Source organism: Enterococcus sp. AZ129, assembly GCF_051714505.1.
In the GTDB taxonomy this organism is placed as follows: Bacteria; Bacillota; Bacilli; order Lactobacillales; family Enterococcaceae; genus Enterococcus; species Enterococcus faecalis.
This window is the reverse complement of sequence record NZ_JBIORY010000001.1, coordinates 798323-823077: the sequence shown is the minus strand read 5'-3', so window position 1 is coordinate 823077 and position 24755 is coordinate 798323. Positions and strand designations below refer to the sequence as shown.

The following is a 24755-nucleotide window of genomic DNA, read 5'->3' as shown; positions in this document are numbered from 1 at the left end:
TCCTTTCCTATCGCCTAATTCTTATTTATCAGCATCAAAAATAATGCCGGCACTATGACGTAAATCAGTGACTACTTTATTGACATTTCGAGCAAGCTCAACCCATTCTTCATACTTGGTGCCCCAATACTTATCTGTTGGGTTATTTAAAACTGCTGCAAAATCACGGGCTTCTTCAATCATTGGATTATCGGCTACTTGAATATCTAAGACATCACGTTCTTCATGTGCGCGATCATGGTACTCAGCCGAAGAAATAGCATTGACACTATCTAAAATCAAGGTCCCGTTTTCAAAGTAAATTTCGGATGGCGCAAAAGAATCACTAATTTTCCCAGTATTTAACGTCACGTCAAACTGATCATAACGTAAAATAATTGTTCCTAAGCCATCGACACCTGTCGCAATTTTACTAGCAAAATAATGGCTTTCGTTTGGTACGCCAAACCAGCCCAAGGCTGCATAAACTAAATAAACGCCTAAATCTGCTAAGGCTCCCCCAGAAAAATGAGGAGAAAAAATATTTGGCTCTTTGCCTTCTAATACTTGATCATAGCGAGAAGAATATTTCATATACGTAAAATTCGCACCTAAAATTTGGTTTTTTAATGGCAATAATTCAGCAATTTTTTGGAAACTTTGCTCATGAATATTACGGGCCGCTTCAAAGAAATACACACGATTTTTATTCGCTAATTCAATAATTTCTGCCATCTCATCAGGTGTTGAAAAAGCTGGTTTTTCAACAATTACATTTTTTTTCGCTAAAATTGCTTGTTTCGCTTGTTCAAAATGTAATGAATTTGGTGAGGCAATATAAACCGTATCCATATGTGCAATACCAAAAAACGTCTCTAAATCAATTGCATATTCCACATCCCCATAGCGAGAACCAAATTCTTGTGCCGTTGCTAGTTTCCGAGAATAAACAGCCGTTAAATCGTACGCACCCGTTTCTAAAGCTGCTGCAACAAATTGATGACTAATCCAATTGGTACCAATTACGCCTAAATGTATCATAATCAAAAACCTCCATTTTTTGTTTATTTACTCTCTTTATAATAGTAATCTCTCGTACAAAAGTCACGTAATTACCCTGACTTAAAGCGCTAGGAATTCTTCAAGTTATTTATTAGGATCATCAAATGCCTGTAATAAATCAAAGGTTACCTGTGACTTAAGTTCAATCGTTGCTGGTGTTACGTGGCAATTGTAAGCAAGGACTTGCACACCTTGATCAATTGCAGCACCCACATTTTCAGCAAAGGCGGGTTGCATCTCTTGGTGAATCGTTGCTTGCTTAATTTCTTCAAATTGGACCACAAACAAAACGTAACAGCGGTAACCCGCTTTAGTTGCAGCCATTAGTTCAGTGACATGCTTCAAGCCACGAAGTGTTGGCGCGTCAGGAAAAGCACCGATGCCTTTATTTTCTAAAGTCATGCCTTTCACTTCGACAAAAGCTTGTTCGTCCGCATCCGTTTCCACTAGAAAATCAAATTTTGAATGTGCAAATCGTTGCTCACGTTTAACAGTTTGGATCGTACCAACTAAACCAGGAAGCACAATTTGACCATTTTTTAACGCTTCATTGACTAATGTATTCGGTACTTGGCTATCAATATTAATCCAAAAAGAACCTTTTTTTACTGCAATCAAATCGTAATCTGTTTTTCTTTTAGGCGATGGTTGATAACTAAGCGCCACAACAGCACCTGGTAAAAAAACTTCTTTCCCTCTGCCAGTATTTTTGACATGTGTGATTACTTCTTCATTCGTTTCCATTAAACGACAGTGTGCAATAAACCGATTGGGTCGTTCGATAAAATAAGCAAGTTGGACATTCGGGTACTTCATACACAGACTTCCTTTCTTACACACTATACCATAAAAAAACAAGGAAAAGTATAGACCAAAACCAACAATTTTACTATCTTGTGTCAATCATTAAATATTTGTCAATTCTCAGCGATTTAGTCGAATATTTTAGACAAGTTCTATATAATAAAGGTAACGAAGACGAATAAATGAAAATGAAGGTTAGGAGGAATTTCTTTGAAAAAACATTGGACTTTCTTGGTTGGTGCATCTTTACTTACTGGATTAGCAGGCTCTATCCTCTGGAAAAAAAATAAACAGCTCCCTTCCCCACAGGAGCTTCAACACAACTATACTGGGCATTGGTGGTTTGTGGACGTGAAGAAAGCCACGCAACACACCTTAGAAATCACCTCATCTTTCAATGTTTTCATTGATGGCAAACAAACGCATGCCTTGCTTGTTGAATTAACCCCTAAACGCTTAGTTATCTTAGACAAGTTAGGTTACCATTTAATCATTCAATGTGAAAATGGTGTCCCTGCAACGCTTTACGATGAAGCCGACGATGAAACCTACACACTAGAACGGGCCATTTACAATTAATAAATCACCCACGACACATAAAACGAAGTATGTGCGGTGGGTGATTTATTTTTTACATCCCTTGCAAAAGCATTCAGAAAGTTTTCTTACAACTTGAATATTATTAAATAGTCAAATGCGCCTTTTTCTGATAAACTTAGGATGATGTTTTTTTGAAAGGATGAGCCCCTATGACACCAAATCGCGAAGACTATTTAAAATTAATTTTTGAATTAGGTGGCGACGAAGTTAAAGTGAATAATAAACAAATTGTTTCTGGACTCGATGTTTCGGCAGCTTCGGTTAGTGAGATGATTTCAAAGTTAGTAAAAGAAGATTTGGTTGAGCATTCTCCTTATCAAGGGGTACAATTAACTGAAAAAGGCTTAAAAAAAGCGAGTACGTTAATTCGCAAACACCGAATCTGGGAAGTCTTTTTAGTAGAGCACTTAAATTACACTTGGAATGATGTGCACGAAGAGGCAGAAGTTTTAGAACATGTTACTTCACAGACGCTTGTGAACCGTTTAGCGGATTATTTAAATCATCCAGAATTTTGTCCACACGGTGGTGTTATTCCCGAAGATAATCAACCCATTCATGAGGAGAAACGCCAAACGTTAACAGACTACCCTGTTGGCACAAAAGTTCGGATTGCACGTGTCTTAGACGAAAAAGAATTACTGGATTATTTAGTTTCCATTGATTTAAATATTCAAGAAGAATATACGATTAAAGAAATTGCTGCATATGAAGGACCGATCACCATTTGTAATGAAAACAAAGAGCTATCCGTCAGCTTTAAAGCAGCAAACACAATTTTTGTTGAGCCGTTGATTAGAGAAAGTGAGGAAAACTAATGAATGAAAAAGTAGCATTATTTACTATTTTCGGGGGGACAGGTGATCTTGCCAAACGTAAATTGTATCCTTCCCTGTTCCGCTTATATAAAAAAGGATTATTAGCTGAGCGTTTTGCGGTGATTGGTACCGCACGTCGGGAATGGACAGACGAATACTATCGTGAAATCGTCCGTGAAACCATTCAAGACTTAAATCCCACGGCCGAAGAGGCAACTGAATTTTCTAGTCATTTCTATTACCAATCACATAATGTGAATGATACGGAACATTATAATACCTTAAAAGAATTATCTGATCGCCTAAATGAACAATACCACTTAGAAGGCAATCATGTTTACTATTTAGCTATGGCCCCTCAATTCTTTGGAACCATTGTTAATCACTTGAAATCACAACATATTATTTCGGAAGAAGGCTTTGATCGTCTAATTATCGAAAAGCCATTTGGTTCTGATTATGAATCTGCCTACGAATTAAATGAAGAAATTCGTGCTGCATTTCCTGAACAAGATATTTTCCGAATTGACCATTACTTAGGCAAAGAAATGATCCAAAATATTTCAGCCATTCGTTTTGCCAATAATATTTTTGAATCACAATGGAACAATCGTTACATTGATAATGTCCAAATCACCTTCGCTGAAAGCTTAGGTGTCGAGGATCGTGGCGGCTATTATGACCACAGTGGCGCACTAAAAGATATGGTTCAAAATCATATTTTACAAGTCGTTGCATTGCTTTCTATGGAGCCTCCTGTTGCTTTTTCTGAAAAAGAAATTCGGACTGAAAAAGTAAAAGCTTTACGTGCCATCCGCCTTTATTCTGAAGAAGAAGCCCTTCAAAATTTCGTGCGTGGACAATACGGCGAAGGTCAGCTAGCTGATCAAACATTTGCAGCCTATCGTGATGAACCGAATGTGGCAGAAACTTCATCCACTGAAACTTTTGTTGCTGGTAAATTTTTAATTGATAATTTCCGTTGGTCTGGCGTCCCTTTCTATGTTCGCACAGGTAAACGATTAACTGAAAAAGGCACACGCATTAACATCGTCTTTAAACAAGTACCTATTAATGTCTTCAAAGATGATACGTGTGAAGAATGCGATAAAACCGATTTACCACCGAATGTTTTAACTATCTATATCCAACCAACTGAAGGATTTTCATTAACCTTAAATGGAAAAGAAATCGGTCAAGGGTTCAATACAACTCCAGTGAAACTTGATTTCCGTCAAAGTGCCGAAATGACTGAAAATAGTCCAGAAGCATACGAAAAACTTCTATTAGACTGCCTAAATGGCGATAGTACAAACTTCTCTCATTGGGACGAAGTTGCCCAATCTTGGCGCATTGTTGACATTATTCGACATGCTTGGGATAAAACAGACGTTTCTTTCCCTAATTATGCCGCTGGCACAATGGGCCCGCAAGCTGCCTTCGACTTATTAGAAAAAGATGGCTTTACTTGGGAATGGCAACCAGATAACTGGTACCGTGACCGCGGTCAACTTGATCAATAAATAAGCCAAAAAAGATCCGCTAGTTAACGACTAGCGGATCTTTTTTCTTGTTTATTCGAATCCTTCAGCAACCGCTTCTGGATAATTTTCTTCAACAATGTGTGCACAACGGCCACAAAGTGTTGGTAATTTTTCATCTGAGCCGACATCTTGACGAACGGAACGACAACGGTCACACGTTTCGCCTTCTGCTTTTTCAACTAAAATAGCCATGTCTTCAAATTGAACAGCTTCACTAGGTGCTACTTCTTTTGATACTTCAAAGTCGGAAACAATTAGTAATTGAGCAATATCTGCATCAACAGCTGTCATTAATTGACGAATTTGTTCATTTGGATAAACGGTCACTTTGGCTTCTAACGATTTACCGATTAATTTAGAATGACGAGCTTCTTCCAACGCTTTTAAGACATTGTCACGGAAATCCATAAAGGCTGCCCATGTATCCATTAATTCTTCTTCATTAGTAAACGTTTCGTAACCTGGGAATTCAGCTAATTGCACATACTCTTCTTCTTCTTGTAAGAAACTCCAAATTTCTTCCGCTGTATGTGGAATAATTGGTGTCAATAATTTTGTTAACGAAACCAATGTTTGATAGAAAACAGTCTGCATACAACGACGTTGATAATCGTTTTCAGCTTCAATATAAACGACATCTTTCGCAAAGTCTAAATAGAAAGAAGATAGATCCACAGTTAAGAAGTTCATAACTGTCCGATAAATATGCATGAAATTATATTTTTCATAACCATTTTCACGGATTTCTTGAATGACTTGATTTAAACGAACCGTCATGTATTTATCTACAGAACGTAAATCAGCATAAGCTACAGTATGCTCAGCTGGATTAAAATCACTCGTATTCGCTAACAAGAAACGCATAGTATTACGGATTTTCCGGTACACTTCAGATACTTGGTTTAAGATATCCATTGAGACACGCACATCGGCTTCCGCGTCAACACTACTTACCCACAAGCGTAAGATATCTGCCCCCATTTGATTGATAACTTTTTCAGGTAAGATAGTATTGCCTAACGATTTACTCATCTTACGGCCTTCGCCATCGAGAACCATTCCTTGAGAAATGATTGATTTATAAGGCGCTACCCCATTGATAGCAACACTTGTTGTAATACTTGAGTTAAACCAACCACGATATTGGTCAGAACCTTCTAAATACATATCTGCTGGGAAAGTTAACTCTTCTCTTTCTCGTAAAACCCCTTCATGTGAAGAACCTGAGTCAAACCAAACGTCCATGATATCTGTTTCTTTAGTAAACTCGCCATTTGGTGAACCTGGATGTGTAAAGCCGGCTGGTAGTAACTCTTTTGCTTCACGCATAAACCAGATATTTGATCCATGTTCTGCAAATAAATTCGCTACATGTTCAATTGTTTCTGGCGTAATGATGGCTTCCCCATTTTCAGCATAGAAGATCGGTAATGGTACACCCCACGCTCTTTGGCGAGAGATTACCCAATCACCACGGTCACGAATCATATTATACAAACGTGTTTTTCCCCAAGGAATTAGCCAGTCAACTTTCTCAACTTCATCTAAAATATCTTGACGGAATTTAGAGATTGAAGCAAACCATTGTGGCGTTGCACGGTAAATAACTGGTTTTTTGGTACGCCAGTCATGTGGATAACTATGCGTAAAGAAATCTAATTTTAATAACGCGCCTTTTTCTTCTAATAACTCAGTAATCATTGGATTCGCTTTGTCATAGAAAACTCCTTCAAAACCAGGTGCTTCATCTGTAAAGACCCCTCGACTGTCAACAGGAGAAATAACAGGTAAATCATATTTACGGCTAACGATATAGTCATCTTCACCATGTCCTGGTGCGGTATGAACTAAGCCAGTCCCGGCATCTAGCGTCACGTGGTCGCCTAGCATAACAAGTGATGTTCGATCATAGAATGGATGTTGAGCTGTCATACGATCTAATTTTTCACCAGAAAATTCTCGCAAGACTTCTACTTCTTCCCAACCAATCGCTTCTTTAACGGTTGCTAATAAATCTTTAGCAATTACAAATTTACGACCGTCTGCCTTCACTTCAACATACGTAAAATCAGGATTAACTGAAATACCTAAGTTGGCTGGTAATGTCCAAGGGGTTGTCGTCCAGATGACGAAGGCTGTCTCGTTATCTAAAAGACCTTTACCATCGGCCACATTAAAAGCTACGTAAATAGAAGGTGATTTTACATCTTTGTATTCAATTTCTGCTTCTGCTAAAGAAGATTCACTTGAAGGAGACCAATAAATTGGTTTTAAGCCTTTATAAATATAGCCTTTTTCTGCCATCTTACCAAAAACACGAATTTCTGCTGCTTCATACTCTGGATCTAACGTAATGTATGGATGTTCCCAATCGCCTGACACACCTAAACGTTTAAAATCGTTACGTTGTTTATCGACTTGTGATAAGGCATACTCTTTACATTTTTCGCGATACTCAGCGACAGTCATTTCTTTACGTTTAACCCCTTTATTGGTTAACACTTGCTCAATTGGTAAACCATGAGTATCCCAACCAGGCACATAAGGAGAACGGAAACCAGACATTGATTTTGAACGAATAATAATATCTTTACTGATTTTATTCAAAGAATGTCCTAAATGAATATTTCCGTTTGCATACGGAGGGCCATCATGTAAAACAAAGGTTGGTTTTCCTTCGTTTAATTTTTGACGTTGTTCATATAAGCCTTTTTCTTCCCAGTCTTTTTGCCATTCTGCTTCACGGTTTGGCAAGTTCCCACGCATTGGAAAAGCTGTTTTTCCTAATTGCAATGTTTCTTTCATTTTCATATGCATTTGCCTCGCTTTCATTTTATCGATTTAATTGTGTTAGTTCATACTAAAGATGAACGATAGCTGATAAAAGTAGATAAAAAAAGAGTACTCCATCCCAAGGGACGAAGTACTCGTGTTACCACCCAAATTCAAAGTAGAGTTGCCCCTACTTTCTCTGAAATTGATAACGGTAATTATCCGGCAGTTCCTACTCAAGTGTTCAGAACTGCATCTAGGATAGAGGATCTGTTTAATGCCAGTGTCTGTCAAACTTTCACTATCATTGACTCGCTGCTAAGAATAAACATTAAACGTTCTGTTCTATCTATTTTGATTCTTCTTCAATTGTTTCTTCAGTGACTTCAATTACAGGCTTTTTTTCTACTACAGCATCTGTGTTCTCTTCAGAGTTTACAACAGTTTCATTTTCGTTGTCAAGGTCTTGTTCATCAAGAATTTCCTTAACTGCTGTATGTTTGTCTCCGACATAACTAGAAAAAGGCTTTAAAATCTCTTCCCACTCTTCACTCTTTACTTGCTCTAATTGAGTTTCAAGCATTAAGCTTAAGCGTTGATGGAAGACACGTGTTTTCTTCTTCAAGTCTTCTGTTTCCCCAGCTAATTGACGGGCACGTTCAATTGCTTCTGCTAAGATTTGTGTTGATTTCGCTTCAGCATCTGCAATCATTGCATTTGATTTACGTTCAGCTTCTACCAAGGTTTCTTTGGCTTGGTTATCTGCCGAAGTGATAATCATTTCTGATTCTTTATTGGCACTTGATTTCACTTTATCAGCGGTATCTTGTGCAACAATAATTGATTGATTCAATGCATCTTTCAATTCATTGAAGTATTGTAATTTTTCTTCTGCGTGTTTTAATGATTTCTCAAGTTCACGATTTTTTTGTAATGCATCTTCATAATCACGTGTGACTTGATCTAAAAAGTCATCTACATCGTCTTGGTTATAGCCTCTCATTTTTGTTGAGAAGTCTTTGTTTTGAATATCTAATGGAGTTAATGCCATATTCCTTCACCTCTTTGGATTATTTTTGTAAAACCCCTTATGAACACATTCTCATACTAATCCTGAAATAGCAAATATCTTACTTTTTTTATTATACACAACTTCGTCTGAATGAACAGCCAAAATGGTTTTCTTAAACAAAAGTTCGAGATTATTTTCTCAATACCCCTAAGAGGACACGAAATTTTTCTTTCTTTGTTTTTCCTTCTAATTCTTGAATCTGAAGGCGCCCAAATCCTCGTATCGAAACAATATCTAATAAGTCTAAAGCAAAATCTGGTCGTGTCGTTTCTGTCCAATTGACTTTTACTTTACCAGATTCGATCAATTGTTTTGATCGCTGCCTTGAAATATTAAATACGGCGGAAATCACACTATCCAGCCGCAAAGAGCTCATAGTCGTTCGCTCTTCTTGCCAACCATCCTTCGGTATCAAAATTTGTGTATAATCCCGCTCTTCTAAGCGAACAGTAATTTTACCAATTTTGTCGACTTGGTTAACAACGAAGCCAGCTACTTCTTGTGCTATAAAAACCTGCCACTTATCACCATCGGAAATAATATCTCCAAAGGCTTCCCTACGAACCCCAACATTCATCAAGGTGCCTAAAATTTTCCCATGAGATAATGTCGCAAATTTAGATGGATAAATAATTTCAAATAATACAACACCAAAATCTGTCTCTTCTGGTATGTAATACGCTGGATAAATCAAGCAGCGTTTTCGTTCTGCTTGCTCATAACCACCATAAAAAGTAAACGATAAATCACTGTTTTGTCGAATCAACGTTTCCAAAATATACGCCTGTCTAGGATCAAGAAAGTCTGTCAAATAAGGCGCGTATTGCATCTCCACTTGCTCTAGCCAATCCCCGACAGTGTCCATAAAAGGATGTTCATCTTTGCGGAAATGTTGATACACATTTGCGTTCATAGATAAATCATCCTTTCTAAAAGTTATTAATAAACAATAGCTCGTAAAATGACTGCTAAGCCACCCGCTGCTAGGTTAAGGACAATAATCCCTACCATTACGTTAAATCCAACCATTCCAATCCTTAAATTCAAACGGTCAAACAAACTTAAGTATGGTTCACAAATTCTAGAGAGCAAACGCCCGAAAGCAGAATCATATGCTCCTGGAAACCATGAAAGTAGCGCGTAAATCACTAGTAATCCTGAATAGATTTGAACGCCTTTGTATAATAGAGTAATCAGTGTTGCGATAATAACACCTCCCTAAGGCTTAGAAATCAAAGAATTGTTTGTTGGCTAAAGATTGTGCTGTCGCACTATCAATTTCCATATTCGCTGGTGTGCATAAGAAGATTTCATTGCCAACGCGCTGAATATCTCCGTCTAAAGCATACACAGTACCAGTTAAGAAATCAACGATGCGTCGTGCTTGGTCTTCTTCTACTAATGTAAAATTAACTAGCACAGCTTCTTCAGCAAATAAATGTTTCGCAATGCTCATTGCTTCTGAATACACACGTGGTTCAATAATAGTAATTTTATGTGTTTTTGCATTGGCGGTGCTTTCTTGTGCTCGTCTTGTATTCGTAGTCGCTGATTGATTAGAACTACGCATAGAAACCACTTTTTTCTCTGTGTAAGCAGCTTGTTGTGTGTCTCTTTCTTGATGCGCTTCAGCAGAACGATAGCGTGCAGAAGGTTTTTCAACTACAGGCTCACTTTGTTGTGTATAAGCTGGCTGATTGTAACTTTCCTGTTGTTGAACAGGGCGTTGTGGTTTAGGCCGAGCTGCACGACGCGGTGGTTCATTAACTGCTTTGCGCTCTTCATATTCTTCGTAGTTATCATAATAATCATCTTCTTCGCCAGATAAGCCAAAAAAGCTCGATAACGCATCCTTGTTAAAAATTGACATAAATTCCTCTCCTTTACGCATCTCTGAATAACGCTGTTCCGATTCGTATAAAAGTTGCACCTTCTTCAACTGCGATTGGGAAATCGTTACTCATTCCCATGCTAAGTTCTGTACAAGGAGCAAAAGATAAATGTTTCTCATTTACGGTCATTTGCAGCTCTTTTAATTCTCTAAATGTTGCATGTAATACTTCTTCACTTGCCCCAAAAGGTGCCATAGTCATTAGACCGACGATTTGAATTTTGTCCAAATCAGCAAGTTCTTGAATGAAAGGTAAGACGTCTTCTTTACGAAAGCCGTGCTTGCTTTCTTCCCCAGTTATATTCACTTCAACAAAACAACGAATAACTTTCGTTGCTCTTTTTTGAATTTCTTTGGCTAGACTCAGACTATCTAATGCATGAAAATAATCTATCTCATTAATAATTAATTTTACCTTCCTACGTTGTAAATTACCAATTAAATGCCACTGAATATCATTAAATTTTTCCAATCCAGCTTTCTTTTCTAGTAACTTATCTACTCGGTTTTCAGCTAAATTCTGGACACCAAGCTGAACAAGCTCTGCTGCTTCCTCAATTCCTACTGATTTAGTGACGCCAATCATTGTCACATCAGCAACAGAGCGCTGTGAGCTTTTGCATGCTAGCTGAAGTTGATTATTAATATTTGTTAAGTTTTCAGCTATCATTTCTAATCGATGCTCCTTATCGTTTTCTGCGGAAAAATGGTGGCGTACTTAATTCGTCATCATTGTGATTTGGTTCTTCACGGTGGAATGTATCAAATTCTTTTTTGTCTACTTGTTCTAATGAAGATTCGTCAACTTTTGGACGTGTATTTTGTTCTCTGCGAATATCCCAATCGCCAAAAGCACTTGCTTCTTCTTGTGATTTTGGTTGATCCATTTCCACAGATTGAGTTGTTTGTTGCATTGGTTGAACCGCTTGTCTTGTTTGACGGTGCGGTTTTCTATCCTTTTTTGATTCATCAATACCTGTAGCGATTACTGTTACACGAATTTCGTCGCCTAAATCTTCGTTGATTGATGTACCTAGGATGATGTTCACATCACCTGAAGCAGCATTTGTAACGATATCTGAAGCATCTTGTGCTTCAAACAAGGTCATGTCTAAGCCACCAGTAATGTTTAATAAGACTTGTTCCGCACCATCGATTGATGTTTCTAACAATGGTGAAGAAATAGCTTTTTTCGTTGCTTCAATTACGCGTTCTTCGCCGCTCGCTACACCAATCCCCATTAAAGCTGTTCCTTGGTTTTCCATCACTGTTTTCACGTCAGCAAAGTCCAAGTTTACGTAACCTGGTGCAGTGATTAAATCTGAAATCCCTTGAACACCTTGACGTAATACATTATCAGCTTCTCTAAATGCTTCAAGCATTGGCGTTTTCTTGTCAACGACTTCTAATAAGCGGTTGTTTGAGATAATTAATAGTGTATCAACGTTTTCTTTTAATAAAGCAATTCCTTCAGCGGCAAAACGACCACGTTTTGGACCTTCAAAACTAAATGGACGAGTTACTACACCAACTGTTAAAGCGCCTAATTCTTTAGCGATTTTTGCAACTACTGGCGCAGCACCTGTACCAGTTCCGCCACCCATACCAGCAGTAATGAAAATCATATCCGCGCCTTGTAATGATTCTGAAATCACTTGTTCACTTTCTTCTGCAGCTTTTTGGCCAACTTCAGGTTGTGAACCGGCACCTAAACCACGAGTGTATTTAGGGCCTAATTGAATCACTGTTTCTGCTTTTGAATGTTTTAATGCTTGAACGTCTGTATTGGCTGTGATAAATTCCACGCCTTTAACGTTTTCTTCGATCATACGGTTTACAGCGTTTCCGCCGCCGCCACCTACACCGATAACTTTAATGACTGCACCGTTGTTAATGTTATTGTCTAATGAAAATTCCATGATATCGTATCCTCCTGTTTGTGTGATTAGTCGAAAATGTTCGAGAAGAAGTCTTTGATTTTGCCTGTCACTTTTTCACCAGACTCACGTTCGTTGAATTCTTCGTATTCTTCTTGAGGCTGTTCAGCATATGTGTCATAGCGAACTTCTTGTTGGACAGCGACTGATTGTGCTGGTTTCGATTTTTCACCAGGGATTGCATATTTGGCAATGTGATAAATATCGTTTAGTTGCGCTGAATATTCCACAATGCTAATGACATTAGCAAAGACTGGGTTACGTAAGCCCATGTGATTTGGTACGTATAGTTTTACGTTGGCTTCAAAAATCTCTTGCGCCAAATCGACAATACCTGGCATACTAGCGGCGCCACCAGTTAACACAACGCCTCCAGGTAATTCAAACGCATCAATTTCATCCAGAACTTCTTTTGATTTTCTCAAAATTTGTTCCACACGCGCTTCAATAATTTCTGAAAGGTAACGTTCGTCCACTCTTACAGGCTCTGACTTACCGATAACATCAACAGGAAACTCTTCGTTTGCTGAAGTTCTTTCTGGATAAGCATCCCCATAATTAATTTTTAAGGCTTCGGCGTTGTTAAAAGAAGTATTCAATACGATTGAGATATCTTTCGTGATGAACTCGCCGCCTTCTTGGTTAACATGAGTAAATTTCAATTGTTTGTCGTGGATAACAGATGTCGTTGTTTGACCGCCACCCATATCAATGACAATTGTTCCAAAGTCTTTTTCGCCATCTGTTAAAATTGTTTCTGTTAAAGCAAGCGGTGTAATCACTAATTCGTTAATTCCTAAGCCAGCTTTTTCAACACATTTACGGATGTTATGGATGATTGTTTTTGGTCCAGTATAGACAACGCCAAACATCTCCATGCGAACGCCAAGCATTCCACGTGGGTCTTTGATGCCTTCAAAGCCGTCGACGGTAAAGTCTTGCGGTAAGATTGCAACAATTTGACGTTCAGGAGGAGTTGAACGAACCAAAGCTGCAGATGCGACGTTGCGCACATCCTCATCTGTAATTTCTTTTGATTCACTGCTAACAGCTATCATTCCTTGACAGCTTTCTACTTCTAATAAATTCGCTGGTAATCCAACATTTACGCTTTTAATTTGAATGCCGGCTTTTTCTTCGGCTTGTCGAACGGCCCGTTGGATTGCTTGAACTGTTTGATCAATATCGACGACAATTCCTCGATTCAAACCGTCTGATTTTGCATTTCCAACGCCGATGATGTTCATTTGACCTTCAATATATTCAGCGACAACTACTTTGACAGAAGTTGTACCAATATCGAGGCCTACATACATTCCTGTTTTTGCCATGAACGGAATTCCTCCTCCTATTAATTCCAATATCTAAGCGGACAAAGGCGTCCGTTTAACTATCTCTTTTTTAGTATTATTCACTTCTTCCAATTTTACCATAAAAATGGGGGTTTTAGAAAGCAGATTATACGAATTTGTTCGTTAATTTTTGAAACATTTTTGTAAAAAACTTATTCTGCTTGTTGCACTTCTTGATTTTCTCCATTTGTCGGCGTACCGTTATTCGCTTCATCCGTTGCTACACCTGCATTTGGGTCCACAACTTCTTGATTTCCAACCGCTGAATCTTCGGAAACTTCACTGCCCGTTTCTTCACTTTCTTTTTCATACGGATAAGAAAAAATGCCGACTTCCATATCAACGATTCCAGGTTTGTCCATTTGCTCGGCTACTTGTGAATAATAAGCCATTTTTTCACTTAAATCAGAAATATTAACAATCACTCGATTTCCATCATTCATATAGACATTAATCAAGTCTTTATTGGTTTTGGATGGTGCATATTTAATTTCTGAAATTCCTTGTTTAATTTCTTGAGGTAATTTGTTGTAAGAGGCCATTAATTCAGGGATTAATTTATCCTCTTTGAAATTCTCAAAAATTGGTTTGCCACTTTCAGCAGCTTTGGTGGTTTCCGCCAAAGTTTTACCATTCTCTAAAATCGGATGATAGCCGCCTTTAGTCGCAGCAAGAGCGACAATTTGATACTCTTGAATATCAATTTTAAATGAATTAATACCATTTAACTTAATGTTCGCCTTTTTTATAATTGGAAACTTTTTCTGAATATTTGCAGAAAAATAATTTCTATTTGAATACTGCTCCCATAAGCCACTGCCCGTTTCAAGTTTTGACTGCTGAATAATCGCTTGACTCTCCACACTTTTGTTACCTGAAACTGTTACTTCACTCAATCGACTAAGAGGCGAAACAAAATACAATGCCACTAAAATGGCTGTCCCTAAACAAGTTAAAATAAAGGCTAAACGCCTATATAAGCGCTTGTTCCGTGTTTTCTTAACGTTCGGTAAACGATCTGCAAAATGCTCCTCTTCTTCCACTGTTTCTTGTGGAAGATGTTGTTGAGGCTCTTCTTGACTTTGTTCTTGTAAAGTGATGGTGACTTCTGCTTGTTCGTTTTCACCTTTTGAAGCAGCTTCTTCCGCTTGCTTCTTCAAATATTCTTGGTTTTGTTTTTGCCAAGGTGTCAGTTCAGGTTGAGACTCTTCCGATTTTTTTGGAGGTAATGGTTTTCTTTTTTTGAATATATCGTTCTCGTTACTAATCTTCCACACCTCCTATCTCAGACTAACGTTTTCACAACTTGATACAAACGATCACTTGCATCTGGGATGCCTTCCCCTTTGGACGCCGTTGCCATCTGTTGTCTTTTTTCATTGTTTAATAAAATATCATCAATTGCCGCAACTAAACGAGCGCCGGTCAATTCTGCATCTGGAATCATTTCAACAGCACCAACTTTTACTAAGCTTTGCGCGTTTTTCGTTTGATGATCATTCGTGACGTAAGGACTCGGAATTAAAATTGCTGGTAATCCTAATGCGGTGAACTCCGCAATTGAGGTTGCTCCTGCACGTCCCACCATTAAATCGGTATTAGCCATCACTTCAACCATTTTATCAATATACGGTTGCACACTTATGTTTGTCAATTTCTTTTCAGAAAGCTTTAGACTTTCTTGAAGTTCCTGATAATATCTTTCTCCTGAAGCGTATAAAACTTGATACTCTCTCTCTTCAAACAAAGGAAAGGCCTGTTCAAACGCTTGATTAATTTTCAAGGCGCCACGACTTCCGCCAAATAAAACCACCGTTTTCTTTGCTGGATCCAAGCCAAACTCTGATAAAATAGCTGACTTTTCCACCGTTACGACTTCTTGTCCCCGCGGGTTCCCTGTTAAAATTGTTTTTTCTTTCGGGAAAAAACTAGCGACATCCGGAAAACAAATCGCAATTTTATCCACATAACGACTTAAAAATTTATTTGTCATTCCAGGGATACTATTTTGTTCATGAATAATTGTCGGTATTTTTAATTGGTGAGCCGCATAAACTACTGCACCAGAAACATAACCGCCTGTACCAATGACCACATCTGGTTGAAATTCACGAATAATTTTTTTTGCTTTATTAATGCTTGTTAAAAATAAATAAATTGTTTTAAAATTTTGAGGACTTAGCGAACGCTTGAATCCTTGAATTTTAATCGTTTTAAATGGAATTTTCGCCTTTGGCACAATTTGACTTTCTAAACCATTTTCTGTTCCCACATACAAGAATTCTGTTGCAGGTGCTTCTTTTTTGACGTGTTCGACGAAGGATAACGCAGGATAGATATGCCCACCTGTGCCACCACCAGTTACTAGTATCTTCATTTTCTCACATTTCACTTTCTTTTAATTGTTGAACAGCTTGCATAAAGGCTTCCCCGCGTACTTCAAAATTCGGGTATTGGTCCCAACTTGCGCAAGCAGGTGATAGTAAAATAGTATCATCTTTTCCCGAATAATCAAAGGCAATGGTAACCGCCGTTTGAACATTTTCAGCAAATAAAATTGTTTCAATGTTCGCTTTTTTAGCAGCTTCCGCCAATTTTTCTTTAGTTTCTCCAAATAAAACAATTGCTTTGAGTCCCAGCAGAGCAGGAACCAATTCATCAAATGAGTTACCGCGATCCAAGCCACCCGCAAGTAAAAGTAGCTTTTGGTTGTCAAACCCACTTAACGCCATCTCTGTAGCTAAAATATTGGTTGCTTTTGAATCGTTATAAAAACGTCTTTGCTGAACTTCGCCAACAAATTGCGTTCGATGGGGAACGCCTGAAAAGTTTGTCAAAGTTTGTCTAATCTGAACATTCGATACATTTTTTAATTTAGCTACACAAATCGCTGCGAGTGCATTTTCAATATTGTGACTGCCAGGAATCCCTAACTCATCGGCGGGCATAATATATTCTTCATTAAAATATAATTTCCCCTCTAAAAGATAAGCCCCTTCTACTGCTTCTTTCGTTGAAAAAGGCAATACGTTGGCCGCTGTGGTTTTGGCTAACGTTTGAAGCTCTACTTGATTCCAATTTAAAATCAAGGTGTCCTCTGCGGTCATGTTTTTTTGAATGGCCCATTTTGCAGCAACATATTCTTTCCGCGAACCATGATAATCCAAGTGTGCTTCAAAAATATTTGTAATTACTGCAATTTGTGGGTGAAACGTCTCAATTCCCATTAACTGAAAACTAGAAAGTTCCATCACAAGATCATCCTTGGCCGTTGCTTCTTGAGCCACCGTACTCGCTGGAAAACCAATATTTCCCGCCAAACGTGCCTCACCAGCCGTTCTGTCAGCGTTTAGCAGTAAACCAATCATCGTGGTCGTGGTTGTTTTACCATTGGTGCCCGTAATGCCGACAATTGGACATTCGGCAATTTGACCTGCTAATTCCACCTCAGTTATGATAGGAATTTTCCGAGTTAGTGCTTCTGCCACAAGTGGATTTGTATAAGGAATACCAGGATTTTTAACGATTAGTTCAAATTCTTCATCCAACAATTCAATTGGATGCCCTCCTGTAACAACACGAATACCCAAGGTTAATAAATCTTGGGCGTCAGGGTTTTGATCAAATTGTTTTGCGTCATTAACGGTAACGAGCGCACCTAACTCATGTAAGAGTTTCGCTGCGCTGACACCACTTTTAGCTAGTCCTAAAACCAACACTTTTTTGTTTTGATAGGTTGTTATTTTTTTCATTGTCAATTTCCCCTTTGATAGATTAGAAAAGAATCCATAATGTGATTCCTGAACAGATTAAACCGACAGACCAAAAGACAAAATCAATTTTCCATTCAGACCAACCACACATTTCAAAATGGTGATGAATTGGTGACATTTTAAAAATCCGTCGACCAAATAATTTAAATGAAGCAACTTGTAAAATAACACTTGCTGTTTCACAAACGTAGACAAGTCCAATTAAAAGTAGCGTCCATTCTTGATGCAAAATAATTGAAATTGCTGCTAACAATCCACCTAATGCTAATGAACCAACATCACCCATGAAGATTTTTGCTGGTTTTCTATTATAAGGGAAAAAGCCAATCAGCCCACCAATCACACTTAGGCAGATAATCACAACATCAAATTGTTGTTGTTTCCAGGCAATAATTGCATAAGTACCAAATGAAATTGTTCCTAAACCAGCAACTAAGCCATCAATCCCATCTGTCAAATTCACGGCATTAGAAAAACCGACTAACCAAAAAATAATAAACACGCCATAAAAAATACCTAACGGAACTTCTGCTACTCCAAACAAATCTAAGGTTTCTGAAAAGCCTTCACTTCGATAAACAAAGTAGAAAACCAACCCACCAAAAATTTGACCAATTAATTTTTGACGAGAATTCAAGCCCATGTTCCGTTTTTTAAAGACTTTAATGAAATCATCTAAATAACCTAGCAAACCGTATAATACTAAAATAAATAGAATAATTAGTAGAGACGGCGTAAATTGGTGGAAAAACAACCCCATTGCTAATGAAGTAATCAAGCTGGCTACAAGGAAAACGACTCCCCCCATTGTAGGGGTACCTGTTTTCACGCTATGCCAAGTCGGGCCATCTTCACGAGTAACCTGCCCTTGTTTTTTCATTTGAAAATAGCCAATGAATAGTGGCATTACGCTCACTGTAATGGCAAAACTCACCACTATGGGAATAAAAATCTGTGTCCACTCCATGTTATCTCTCCTAATTATTCTACGTTATTATTCTGTGCCTTCTAAAGTCACGGTTAATTTTTTCTCCGTAATTTCAGTTTCAGCAGCGATACTTTGTTTCGTCACATAGCCTTCACCTTTAAACTCGACAGTCAAACCTAATAGATCGCCAAACTTGGTAACATCGCTCTTCGACCAGCCGGTTAAATCAGGCATATAGTTCGTTCCATTTGTGATCAAAATCAATTTCTGATTAGGCATTAATGTTTGACCAGACGGCGTTGATTGTTTTTTGATTTTTTCACCATCACCGATAATCACAGGATCCACCCCGTTCACTTTGGCATTGGCCAACGCTTCCGCTGGTGTCATGTTTTTATAATCAGCAACTGTGACTTTATCAGAAGCTACTTTCGTTGTTTCCGGATCTGTCTCTTTAATGTCTAACGCTAATTTCATTAATGGGTTTGCAATTGCCGCCATTGCTTCTGAAGGCGAACCTGATTTTGCTTGTCTAAGTGTAATATACAAAACATATTCAGGATTATCCGCTGGGACCATTTCCACTACAGAAGACAAGACTTGACTTGCTCCATCAACGTACCCTTTACCATCTGAAATCTGGGCAGTTCCTGTTTTGGCAGCAACATGATAGCCTGGTACTTTATAAATATCATACGCAATCCCGTAAGTCGGGTCTTCAACAGTATCAATCATGTACGTACGAATCTGTTGAGCTGTTTGCGCTTTGATTGGGGTTCCTACGATTTGTGGTTCCGTAATCGTTTCTTTTCCTGTATTTTTGTCAACAATTTTGCTGATGTAATGAGGTTGCAACATTGAACCGTCATTTGCAATAGCTGAGAAACCTTTCATCATTTGGAAATTAGTAACCGTAATTGCTTGACCAAATGCCGACATTGCTCTATCTACAAAGTTTGTTCCTGGCAATTTACCAGCAGATTCACCACTTAAACCTGAATGCGTGCTCGTACCAAAACCAAATTTTTTCAAATATTCCATCCATTTTTCATCACCCATTTTTTGTTCTAGTTTTACCATACCAATATTACTAGACCAAGAAATGGCTTGACGATAATTCAAATATTCTTTGCCGTTCAACCGAGTGTAGTCATGGTCATTCACAGTTACATCCCCAACTTGAATTCCACCAACACGATTGAATAATTCATTAGGATTAAACTGTCCTTGTTCCATAGAAGCAGCTGTTGTAAATAATTTGATTGTTGAGCCTGGTTCATAAGGACTTTCAACTAATAGGTTCTGCCACGTACCATTATCGTCTAACCCTTGTTTCGTTTCAGGATTAAATGTTGGCCGTTGAGACATGGCAACAATTTCGCCTGTTTTTGCTTCCATTAACATGGCAGTCATGGAAACTGGTTCATATTTTTCATTAACTTGCGTCATTAAATCTTCTAAGGTATTTTGCAAGCGACTATCCAGCGTTGTGTAAATATCTTGACCATCCACTGCTTTTTTCTCTTCCGCCACAGTTCCTGGTAAGGCATTGCCGTAAATATCTTTTTCAAAATACACACGGCCATCGGTTCCGCTTAAAATATCATTATAGGTCTGTTCTAGTCCCATCGCACCTACTAAGCCTTCTTTATCATCATCTGGATTGGCTGCTTTTGTATAGCCAATAAAGTGAGAAGCAAACTGCCCATTGGGATATAATCTGGCTGGATGTTCATTGAAATAAACACCTGAGATTTTTTTCTTTTTCAAATCTGCTTCAATTTTTTGGCGTGTTTCCAAGGTGATGTTTTGACCACCCGTACCAAATTCCACTTGATATTGTGTTGACCCATCTTCATGGATCCCATTATTCAAGTATTTCAATGCTGTTTTTTTGTCTAGTTTGGTATATTTCGCTAAAATTTCAGCAATATCATCGAAGTCTTTTTTCTCCGCATAAAGCTTTTCATTATTTTGTCCCGTATATTTTTTTGATAATACGACATATAACGAATAGGAAGTAGCATCTTCTGCGATTGGATTACCATATCGATCTAAAATTGATCCTCGCTTAGCTTTTACCACTTGGCTTCCTTCATATAGAGAAGCTGTTTTTTCCTTTAGTGATACACCTGCTACTTTGCCTGTTGCCACAATGTATGTCGTTCTAAAGGCAAATAAAAAGAACAATCCAATACTCGTAGCGAATAAAATGATGCCTACTTTTTTACGATTGTTCATCGGATTTAAGTTTTTCTTTTTCATGAATTGTTTAAATTTATGTCTTTTACTCATTATTTAACAGTCCTAACATTGTCGCCGTTATTTTCTAGTCCTTGTTTTTTAGCGACATCTTTGATTCTATCTGATTTAGAAAGTTCGCTTCTTTCTTGTTCCAATTTCAAAGCGTTATCTTCCTTTTCTTTAATGACTGCTTGTGTTTCTGTAATATCGTTCATGGTTTGGACAATTGTCGTTCTTACTTGAATTGTCGCAATTGCAATACCAATCGTTGCACAAACTAATACAACACCGATTAATTTTTCTAGTAAAGAGACATTTTTTAGTTTCTTTTTGGGTAATAGAGTGGGGACAGGTAGTGTTTCCTCTTGCATTTTTCTGTCTTGCTCTGTTGCCACAGTTGGCTGATCCATTTCTGGTGCTTCATAATGGAAATCATTTACTTTCTTCAATTCAGCCATGTGTCTACCCCTCTCTCTATCTAGATTTTATTTTTTCGGCAATGCGTAACTTCGCACTTCGTGAACGATTATTCTCAGATAACTCACTGTCACTTGGTAAAATTGGTTTTCTGGTAATTACTTTTAATTCTGGTTGAAATTCTTCTGGTACCACTGGAATGCCTGGTGGCAAATCTTGTACCGTACTGTATTCTTTAAACATTGTTTTAACAATACGATCTTCTAACGAATGGAACGTAATCACACTGATTCTGCCATTTTTCGCTAGCAAATCAATTGCTTGTTCTAGCGACTCTTCAACTGCCCCTAATTCATCATTAACGGCAATGCGAATTGCCTGGAAAATTCGTTTTGCAGGATGTCCACCTTTGCGTCTTGCTGGAGCTGGAATCGCCGTCTTAATAATCTCAACGAGTTCACCTGTTGTTTCAATTGGTTGCTTTTCGCGAACACGTTCAATTTCTCGAGCAATCTGTTTCGAAAATTTCTCTTCCCCATAACGAAAGAAAATTTTTACTAACTCACTATAGCTATACGTATTCACCACTTCGCGAGCCGTCAAGGGTGCGTCTTGATCCATGCGCATATCTAAGGGCGCGTCTTGATGATAGCTAAAACCACGTTCTGCTTCATCTAATTGTGGTGAAGAAACACCTAGATCGTATAGAATCCCATCAACGTGGAACACCCCGTGTTCTGCCAATTCTTCTTTAATATTTCTAAAATTTGATTTGATGAAGGTCACTTGACCTTTGTCTACATATTTCTGCAAACGAGTCTTAGCATGTGCCAACGCTTTTTGGTCTTGATCAAAGGCATATAAATGACCGTGCTCATTCAATTGTGTCAGTAAGTATTCACTATGTCCGGCACCACCGAGTGTGCAATCTACGTATACGCCATCCGGCTTCACTTGTAATCCATCCACTGTTTCTTTTAAAAGAACGGTGTAATGGCGAAATTCTTCAGTCATCATTTGCCTCATTCCTAAAATCCAAAATCAATCATTGTTTCTGCTAATTCATCAAAGTTTTCTTCAGCTTCATCAGAGAATGCATGCCAACGTTCGTCACTCCAAATTTCAATTCGGTTAGAGACGCCGATAACAACACAGCCTTTTTCTAAACTGGCATGTGTTCGTAAATTCGCCGGAATATTGATACGACCTTGCTTATCAATCTCACATTCTGTTGCAGCGGAATAAAAGAATCGTACAAAGGTACGTGCATCTTTCTTAGCTAAGGGCATTTCTTGAAGTTTTGCTTCAAGTTGTGACCATTCATTTAAAGGATAACCAAATAAACAGCCATCCATCCCTCTCGTTACCACAAATTTTTCACCAAGTTCCTCACGAAACTTTGATGGAACGATTAGGCGGCCTTTGGCATCAATATTATGTTGGTATTCACCCATAAGCATAGCCAATACACCCGCTTTTCCACTTGATAGAACAAGTCTACCACATCCCACCACTTTCTACCACTATAAATCTAAAAACTTCTATTTTTTAACTGTTATTTAAAATTTCTGTAATATTTACAGGGTTTTATGTAACAAGCATCACCCAACAAAAAATGTTATTATAACAAGGTTTTTACTATGTTTTTTATAAAATAACCCCACAAATAACAAAAAAACCCCACGGAGTGGGGAGTTGTGGGGGACATTTTCCCACAGCGTATTTCCCCTATTGTCTCCACGCTTTATTACAGTAGATAATGACTGATATTTAGCAAGATAAGCAACACATACAACACAAACGTTAGTAAAAACGTCAACCGCCAAAACATCTTGAAATATCGTCTATATAAAATCTCTCCATAATAATAAGCTTGAAACAGGGCAACAGCGACTCCTAATAACAAAATAGAAATCACAAAATACGGCATAATCGATTCATCATAACTATCTTTGGATAACTCATGGATCCCTATGAATAAAAACGGAATGGCCAAATCCGGTGCTTTTATTTTCCAACGTTCCGTTAGGGAAAAAGTGGACACGAGAAAATTGCACGCAAAGAGCACAATTACCGGAAAAATATACCAAAATAACATTATTGCCGAAAACGACACCATTCTCTCAACAAATCCTTTCATTCCACCTGCTATAACTATACTTCATCAACGTTACACAGATGTTTCATTTCGTTTAAATATATGTGCTAAAAGCCCTTTTTGCTTGCTTTTTCATATAAAAAACGGATTACTTATCAAACCATTTTCAAAACGAGGCCTCACCTATCGCGGCCACTTATTTTTGAATGTTTTTTATAAGCTTTTCTTCTCGTATTGTGTCATACTTCTATTATAATGGATTTAGAACAAAAAATGTTGATTCGGGGTGAATCTTTTGATTAATTATTTATTATTGAAAAATGACTATTTTGAACCTTGTTCACCAGACGATGAAGCCCTAAGTTGGATTTCGGTAGAATCTCCTACAGAAGAAGAAATCGAGCGTCTCGTCAATCAATACCACTTACCAACAGATTATCTTACCGGCGTTTTAGATGATGAAGAAAATGCTCGAGTGGAAGGTTTCCGCCACGAAAAATTACAAACGCCTACGTTACTTTTATTTCGTTATCCCAAAGCTAGTATCAGTCCTAGTGGCTATCTGCAAGTAGAAACGGTGCCGATTGCTTTAATCGCAACCGTCGATAACAAACTAATTACTGTTAGCAATGGGCCTAACGACATCGTTCATGGGATTCAAAAAGAGGCGTTCACCCATCAAGATCTTTCTATTGAGAAGGCCTTAATTTTAGCCCTTTCATGGAAGATGGCCCTTTCCTTCAATAAAAACTTACAAGCACTTATCCAACAAACCAACAAACTTGAAGGAGAGCTCCAAGTAGCCACAGAAAATAGTCAATTGTATCAGATTATGGACATTCAAAAAAGTCTAGTTTATTTCGAAGCAGCTTTAACGGATAATTTAAAAGTATTAAAACGTTTATATAGCGCTGAAATTTTTAATCATCCAGAAAAACATTTGCCATTTTTAAGGGATATTTTGATTGAACTAGAACAAGGACTAAATACGACTAAAATACAACTAAAATTAGTTGATAACATTAGTAATACCTTTTCAGCAATCGTTTCAAATAACTTAAATAATGTCATGAAAATTTTAACATCCTTAACAATTGTCCTGACCATTCCGACCATCATCGGAGGAATTTACGGCATGAATGTGAAACTCCCTTTTGCAGAGCATGAATATTCCTTTTGGATTATTTTTGCTATCACTACCTTAATCTGCGTAATTAGTATTCGAATTTTAAAGAAAAAGAATCTCTTATAACTTTAGGTTGCTGTTTTCAGGAAAAGGTTGTACACTATTAGCAGAAATTAAAAAGGACGTGTCATTTATGAACGACAAAGAACAAAGTCGCTTTTCAAAAATCACGAAAGTCGTGGTTTGGCTAATGCTGATCGCAATTGTAGGTTCAACTGTTTTAACAGCAATTCTTAGTCTTTAAACTGGAGAACTTTTTCACACATTAAAAGTAAAAA

The 24755-nt window shown here is 37.8% G+C and carries 24 protein-coding genes; 5 read left to right on the top strand and 19 right to left on the bottom strand.

Annotation, left to right across the window (positions count from 1 at the left end; all coding sequences use genetic code 11):
* Positions 1-21: 21 nt before the first annotated feature.
* Positions 22-1020, bottom strand: coding sequence for a Gfo/Idh/MocA family protein (locus tag IGJ90_RS04150; protein WP_002355910.1), 999 nt, complete (start codon positions 1018-1020; stop codon positions 22-24).
* Between the two features lie 105 nt (positions 1021-1125).
* A complete protein-coding gene (sfsA, locus tag IGJ90_RS04145) occupies positions 1126-1857 on the bottom strand; it encodes a DNA/RNA nuclease SfsA (RefSeq protein WP_010823484.1) in 732 nt (243 codons plus the stop codon).
* Positions 1858-2055: 198 nt separating this feature from the next.
* Between sfsA and IGJ90_RS04140 the strand changes: the two genes are divergently transcribed.
* From IGJ90_RS04140 to zwf, 3 genes are all read left to right on the top strand, one after another.
* Positions 2056-2424 carry a DUF4828 domain-containing protein gene (locus IGJ90_RS04140; RefSeq protein ID WP_002355908.1) on the top strand — a complete coding sequence of 123 codons (369 nt, stop codon included), beginning with the start codon at positions 2056-2058 and terminating at the stop codon, positions 2422-2424.
* Between the two features lie 170 nt (positions 2425-2594).
* On the top strand, positions 2595-3263 hold the full coding sequence (locus IGJ90_RS04135; RefSeq protein WP_002376182.1) for a metal-dependent transcriptional regulator: 669 nt from the start codon (positions 2595-2597) through the stop codon (positions 3261-3263).
* Entirely contained in the window at positions 3263-4786 is a 1524-nt protein-coding gene (gene zwf, locus IGJ90_RS04130; RefSeq protein WP_002355906.1) for a glucose-6-phosphate dehydrogenase, read from the top strand. The genes IGJ90_RS04135 and zwf overlap by 1 nt, the downstream gene beginning before the upstream one ends.
* Positions 4787-4837: 51 nt before the next feature.
* On the opposite strand, the gene ileS is transcribed toward zwf, so the two are convergent.
* The 17 genes from ileS to IGJ90_RS04045 form a co-directional block, all read right to left on the bottom strand.
* Positions 4838-7618, bottom strand: coding sequence for an isoleucine--tRNA ligase (ileS, locus tag IGJ90_RS04125; RefSeq protein WP_033626612.1), 2781 nt, complete (start codon positions 7616-7618; stop codon positions 4838-4840).
* 310 nt (positions 7619-7928) lie between these two features.
* Entirely contained in the window at positions 7929-8630 is a 702-nt protein-coding gene (divIVA, locus tag IGJ90_RS04120; RefSeq protein WP_002355904.1) for a cell division protein DivIVA, read from the bottom strand.
* Positions 8631-8781: 151 nt separating this feature from the next.
* Positions 8782-9564 (bottom strand): RNA-binding protein, encoded by a 783-nt coding sequence (locus IGJ90_RS04115; protein WP_438767598.1) that lies wholly within the window; start codon positions 9562-9564, stop codon positions 8782-8784.
* Positions 9565-9590: 26 nt separating this feature from the next.
* On the bottom strand, positions 9591-9848 hold the full coding sequence (locus IGJ90_RS04110) for a YggT family protein (protein WP_002355902.1): 258 nt from the start codon (positions 9846-9848) through the stop codon (positions 9591-9593).
* Positions 9849-9876: 28 nt separating this feature from the next.
* The gene (locus IGJ90_RS04105; RefSeq protein ID WP_002358891.1) at positions 9877-10521 is read right to left on the bottom strand and encodes a cell division protein SepF; all 645 of its coding nucleotides are present in this window, start codon (positions 10519-10521) and stop codon (positions 9877-9879) included.
* Positions 10522-10534: 13 nt separating this feature from the next.
* Positions 10535-11212 carry a YggS family pyridoxal phosphate-dependent enzyme gene (locus IGJ90_RS04100; protein WP_002358890.1) on the bottom strand — a complete coding sequence of 226 codons (678 nt, stop codon included), beginning with the start codon at positions 11210-11212 and terminating at the stop codon, positions 10535-10537.
* A gap of 16 nt (positions 11213-11228) precedes the next feature.
* On the bottom strand, positions 11229-12461 hold the full coding sequence (gene ftsZ, locus IGJ90_RS04095; RefSeq protein ID WP_002355899.1) for a cell division protein FtsZ: 1233 nt from the start codon (positions 12459-12461) through the stop codon (positions 11229-11231).
* A 26-nt stretch (positions 12462-12487) separates the two neighbouring features.
* Entirely contained in the window at positions 12488-13810 is a 1323-nt protein-coding gene (ftsA, locus tag IGJ90_RS04090) for a cell division protein FtsA (protein ID WP_002355898.1), read from the bottom strand.
* Between the two features lie 173 nt (positions 13811-13983).
* Positions 13984-15108: a cell division protein FtsQ/DivIB gene (locus IGJ90_RS04085; RefSeq protein ID WP_002366388.1), complete on the bottom strand. Its 1125-nt coding sequence runs from the start codon at positions 15106-15108 to the stop codon at positions 13984-13986.
* Between the two features lie 8 nt (positions 15109-15116).
* Positions 15117-16208 carry an undecaprenyldiphospho-muramoylpentapeptide beta-N-acetylglucosaminyltransferase gene (gene murG / locus IGJ90_RS04080; protein WP_002355896.1) on the bottom strand — a complete coding sequence of 364 codons (1092 nt, stop codon included), beginning with the start codon at positions 16206-16208 and terminating at the stop codon, positions 15117-15119.
* Positions 16209-16212: 4 nt separating this feature from the next.
* Complete coding sequence (murD, locus tag IGJ90_RS04075) at positions 16213-17583, bottom strand: UDP-N-acetylmuramoyl-L-alanine--D-glutamate ligase (protein ID WP_002366387.1); 1371 nt, start codon at positions 17581-17583, stop codon at positions 16213-16215.
* Positions 17584-17605: 22 nt separating this feature from the next.
* Positions 17606-18571, bottom strand: coding sequence for a phospho-N-acetylmuramoyl-pentapeptide-transferase (mraY, locus tag IGJ90_RS04070; protein WP_002366386.1), 966 nt, complete (start codon positions 18569-18571; stop codon positions 17606-17608).
* Positions 18572-18598: 27 nt separating this feature from the next.
* On the bottom strand, positions 18599-20827 hold the full coding sequence (locus IGJ90_RS04065; protein ID WP_002381310.1) for a penicillin-binding protein: 2229 nt from the start codon (positions 20825-20827) through the stop codon (positions 18599-18601).
* Positions 20827-21234 carry a cell division protein FtsL gene (gene ftsL, locus IGJ90_RS04060; protein WP_002358883.1) on the bottom strand — a complete coding sequence of 136 codons (408 nt, stop codon included), beginning with the start codon at positions 21232-21234 and terminating at the stop codon, positions 20827-20829. The genes IGJ90_RS04065 and ftsL overlap by 1 nt, the downstream gene beginning before the upstream one ends.
* A 16-nt stretch (positions 21235-21250) precedes the next feature.
* A complete protein-coding gene (gene rsmH / locus IGJ90_RS04055; protein WP_002355891.1) occupies positions 21251-22207 on the bottom strand; it encodes a 16S rRNA (cytosine(1402)-N(4))-methyltransferase RsmH in 957 nt (318 codons plus the stop codon).
* 14 nt (positions 22208-22221) lie between these two features.
* Complete coding sequence (gene mraZ / locus IGJ90_RS04050) at positions 22222-22707, bottom strand: division/cell wall cluster transcriptional repressor MraZ (protein ID WP_002383402.1); 486 nt, start codon at positions 22705-22707, stop codon at positions 22222-22224.
* A gap of 233 nt (positions 22708-22940) precedes the next feature.
* Entirely contained in the window at positions 22941-23333 is a 393-nt protein-coding gene (locus IGJ90_RS04045) for a DUF3397 domain-containing protein (protein WP_002383401.1), read from the bottom strand.
* Between the two features lie 244 nt (positions 23334-23577).
* On the opposite strand from IGJ90_RS04045, the gene IGJ90_RS04040 reads away from it, so the two are divergent.
* Positions 23578-24543 carry a magnesium transporter CorA family protein gene (locus tag IGJ90_RS04040; protein ID WP_002383400.1) on the top strand — a complete coding sequence of 322 codons (966 nt, stop codon included), beginning with the start codon at positions 23578-23580 and terminating at the stop codon, positions 24541-24543.
* A 67-nt stretch (positions 24544-24610) separates the two neighbouring features.
* On the top strand, positions 24611-24721 hold the full coding sequence (locus tag IGJ90_RS04035; RefSeq protein ID WP_002383399.1) for a DUF4044 domain-containing protein: 111 nt from the start codon (positions 24611-24613) through the stop codon (positions 24719-24721).
* Positions 24722-24755: the final 34 nt, after the last annotated feature.

Excerpts from the sequence above, each read along its gene's own strand:
- IGJ90_RS04065 (WP_002381310.1), bottom strand. The coding sequence starts at position 20,827 with ATGAGTAAAAGACATAAATTTAAACAATTCATGAAAAAGAAAAACTTA.
- IGJ90_RS04045 (WP_002383401.1), bottom strand. The coding sequence starts at position 23,333 with ATGAAAGGATTTGTTGAGAGAATGGTGTCGTTTTCGGCAATAATGTTA.
- zwf (WP_002355906.1), top strand. The coding sequence starts at position 3,263 with ATGAATGAAAAAGTAGCATTATTTACTATTTTCGGGGGGACAGGTGAT.
- IGJ90_RS04035 (WP_002383399.1), top strand. The coding sequence starts at position 24,611 with ATGAACGACAAAGAACAAAGTCGCTTTTCAAAAATCACGAAAGTCGTG.
- ileS (WP_033626612.1), bottom strand. The coding sequence starts at position 7,618 with ATGAAAATGAAAGAAACATTGCAATTAGGAAAAACAGCTTTTCCAATG.
- divIVA (WP_002355904.1), bottom strand. The coding sequence starts at position 8,630 with ATGGCATTAACTCCATTAGATATTCAAAACAAAGACTTCTCAACAAAA.
- IGJ90_RS04135 (WP_002376182.1), top strand. The coding sequence starts at position 2,595 with ATGACACCAAATCGCGAAGACTATTTAAAATTAATTTTTGAATTAGGT.
- IGJ90_RS04100 (WP_002358890.1), bottom strand. The coding sequence starts at position 11,212 with ATGATAGCTGAAAACTTAACAAATATTAATAATCAACTTCAGCTAGCA.
- IGJ90_RS04115 (WP_438767598.1), bottom strand. The coding sequence starts at position 9,564 with ATGAACGCAAATGTGTATCAACATTTCCGCAAAGATGAACATCCTTTT.
- ftsL (WP_002358883.1), bottom strand. The coding sequence starts at position 21,234 with ATGGCTGAATTGAAGAAAGTAAATGATTTCCATTATGAAGCACCAGAA.
- IGJ90_RS04150 (WP_002355910.1), bottom strand. The coding sequence starts at position 1,020 with ATGATACATTTAGGCGTAATTGGTACCAATTGGATTAGTCATCAATTT.
- murG (WP_002355896.1), bottom strand. The coding sequence starts at position 16,208 with ATGAAGATACTAGTAACTGGTGGTGGCACAGGTGGGCATATCTATCCT.
- murD (WP_002366387.1), bottom strand. The coding sequence starts at position 17,583 with ATGAAAAAAATAACAACCTATCAAAACAAAAAAGTGTTGGTTTTAGGA.
- IGJ90_RS04105 (WP_002358891.1), bottom strand. The coding sequence starts at position 10,521 with ATGTCAATTTTTAACAAGGATGCGTTATCGAGCTTTTTTGGCTTATCT.
- ftsA (WP_002355898.1), bottom strand. The coding sequence starts at position 13,810 with ATGGCAAAAACAGGAATGTATGTAGGCCTCGATATTGGTACAACTTCT.
- mraY (WP_002366386.1), bottom strand. The coding sequence starts at position 18,571 with ATGGAGTGGACACAGATTTTTATTCCCATAGTGGTGAGTTTTGCCATT.
- sfsA (WP_010823484.1), bottom strand. The coding sequence starts at position 1,857 with ATGAAGTACCCGAATGTCCAACTTGCTTATTTTATCGAACGACCCAAT.
- ftsZ (WP_002355899.1), bottom strand. The coding sequence starts at position 12,461 with ATGGAATTTTCATTAGACAATAACATTAACAACGGTGCAGTCATTAAA.
- rsmH (WP_002355891.1), bottom strand. The coding sequence starts at position 22,207 with ATGACTGAAGAATTTCGCCATTACACCGTTCTTTTAAAAGAAACAGTG.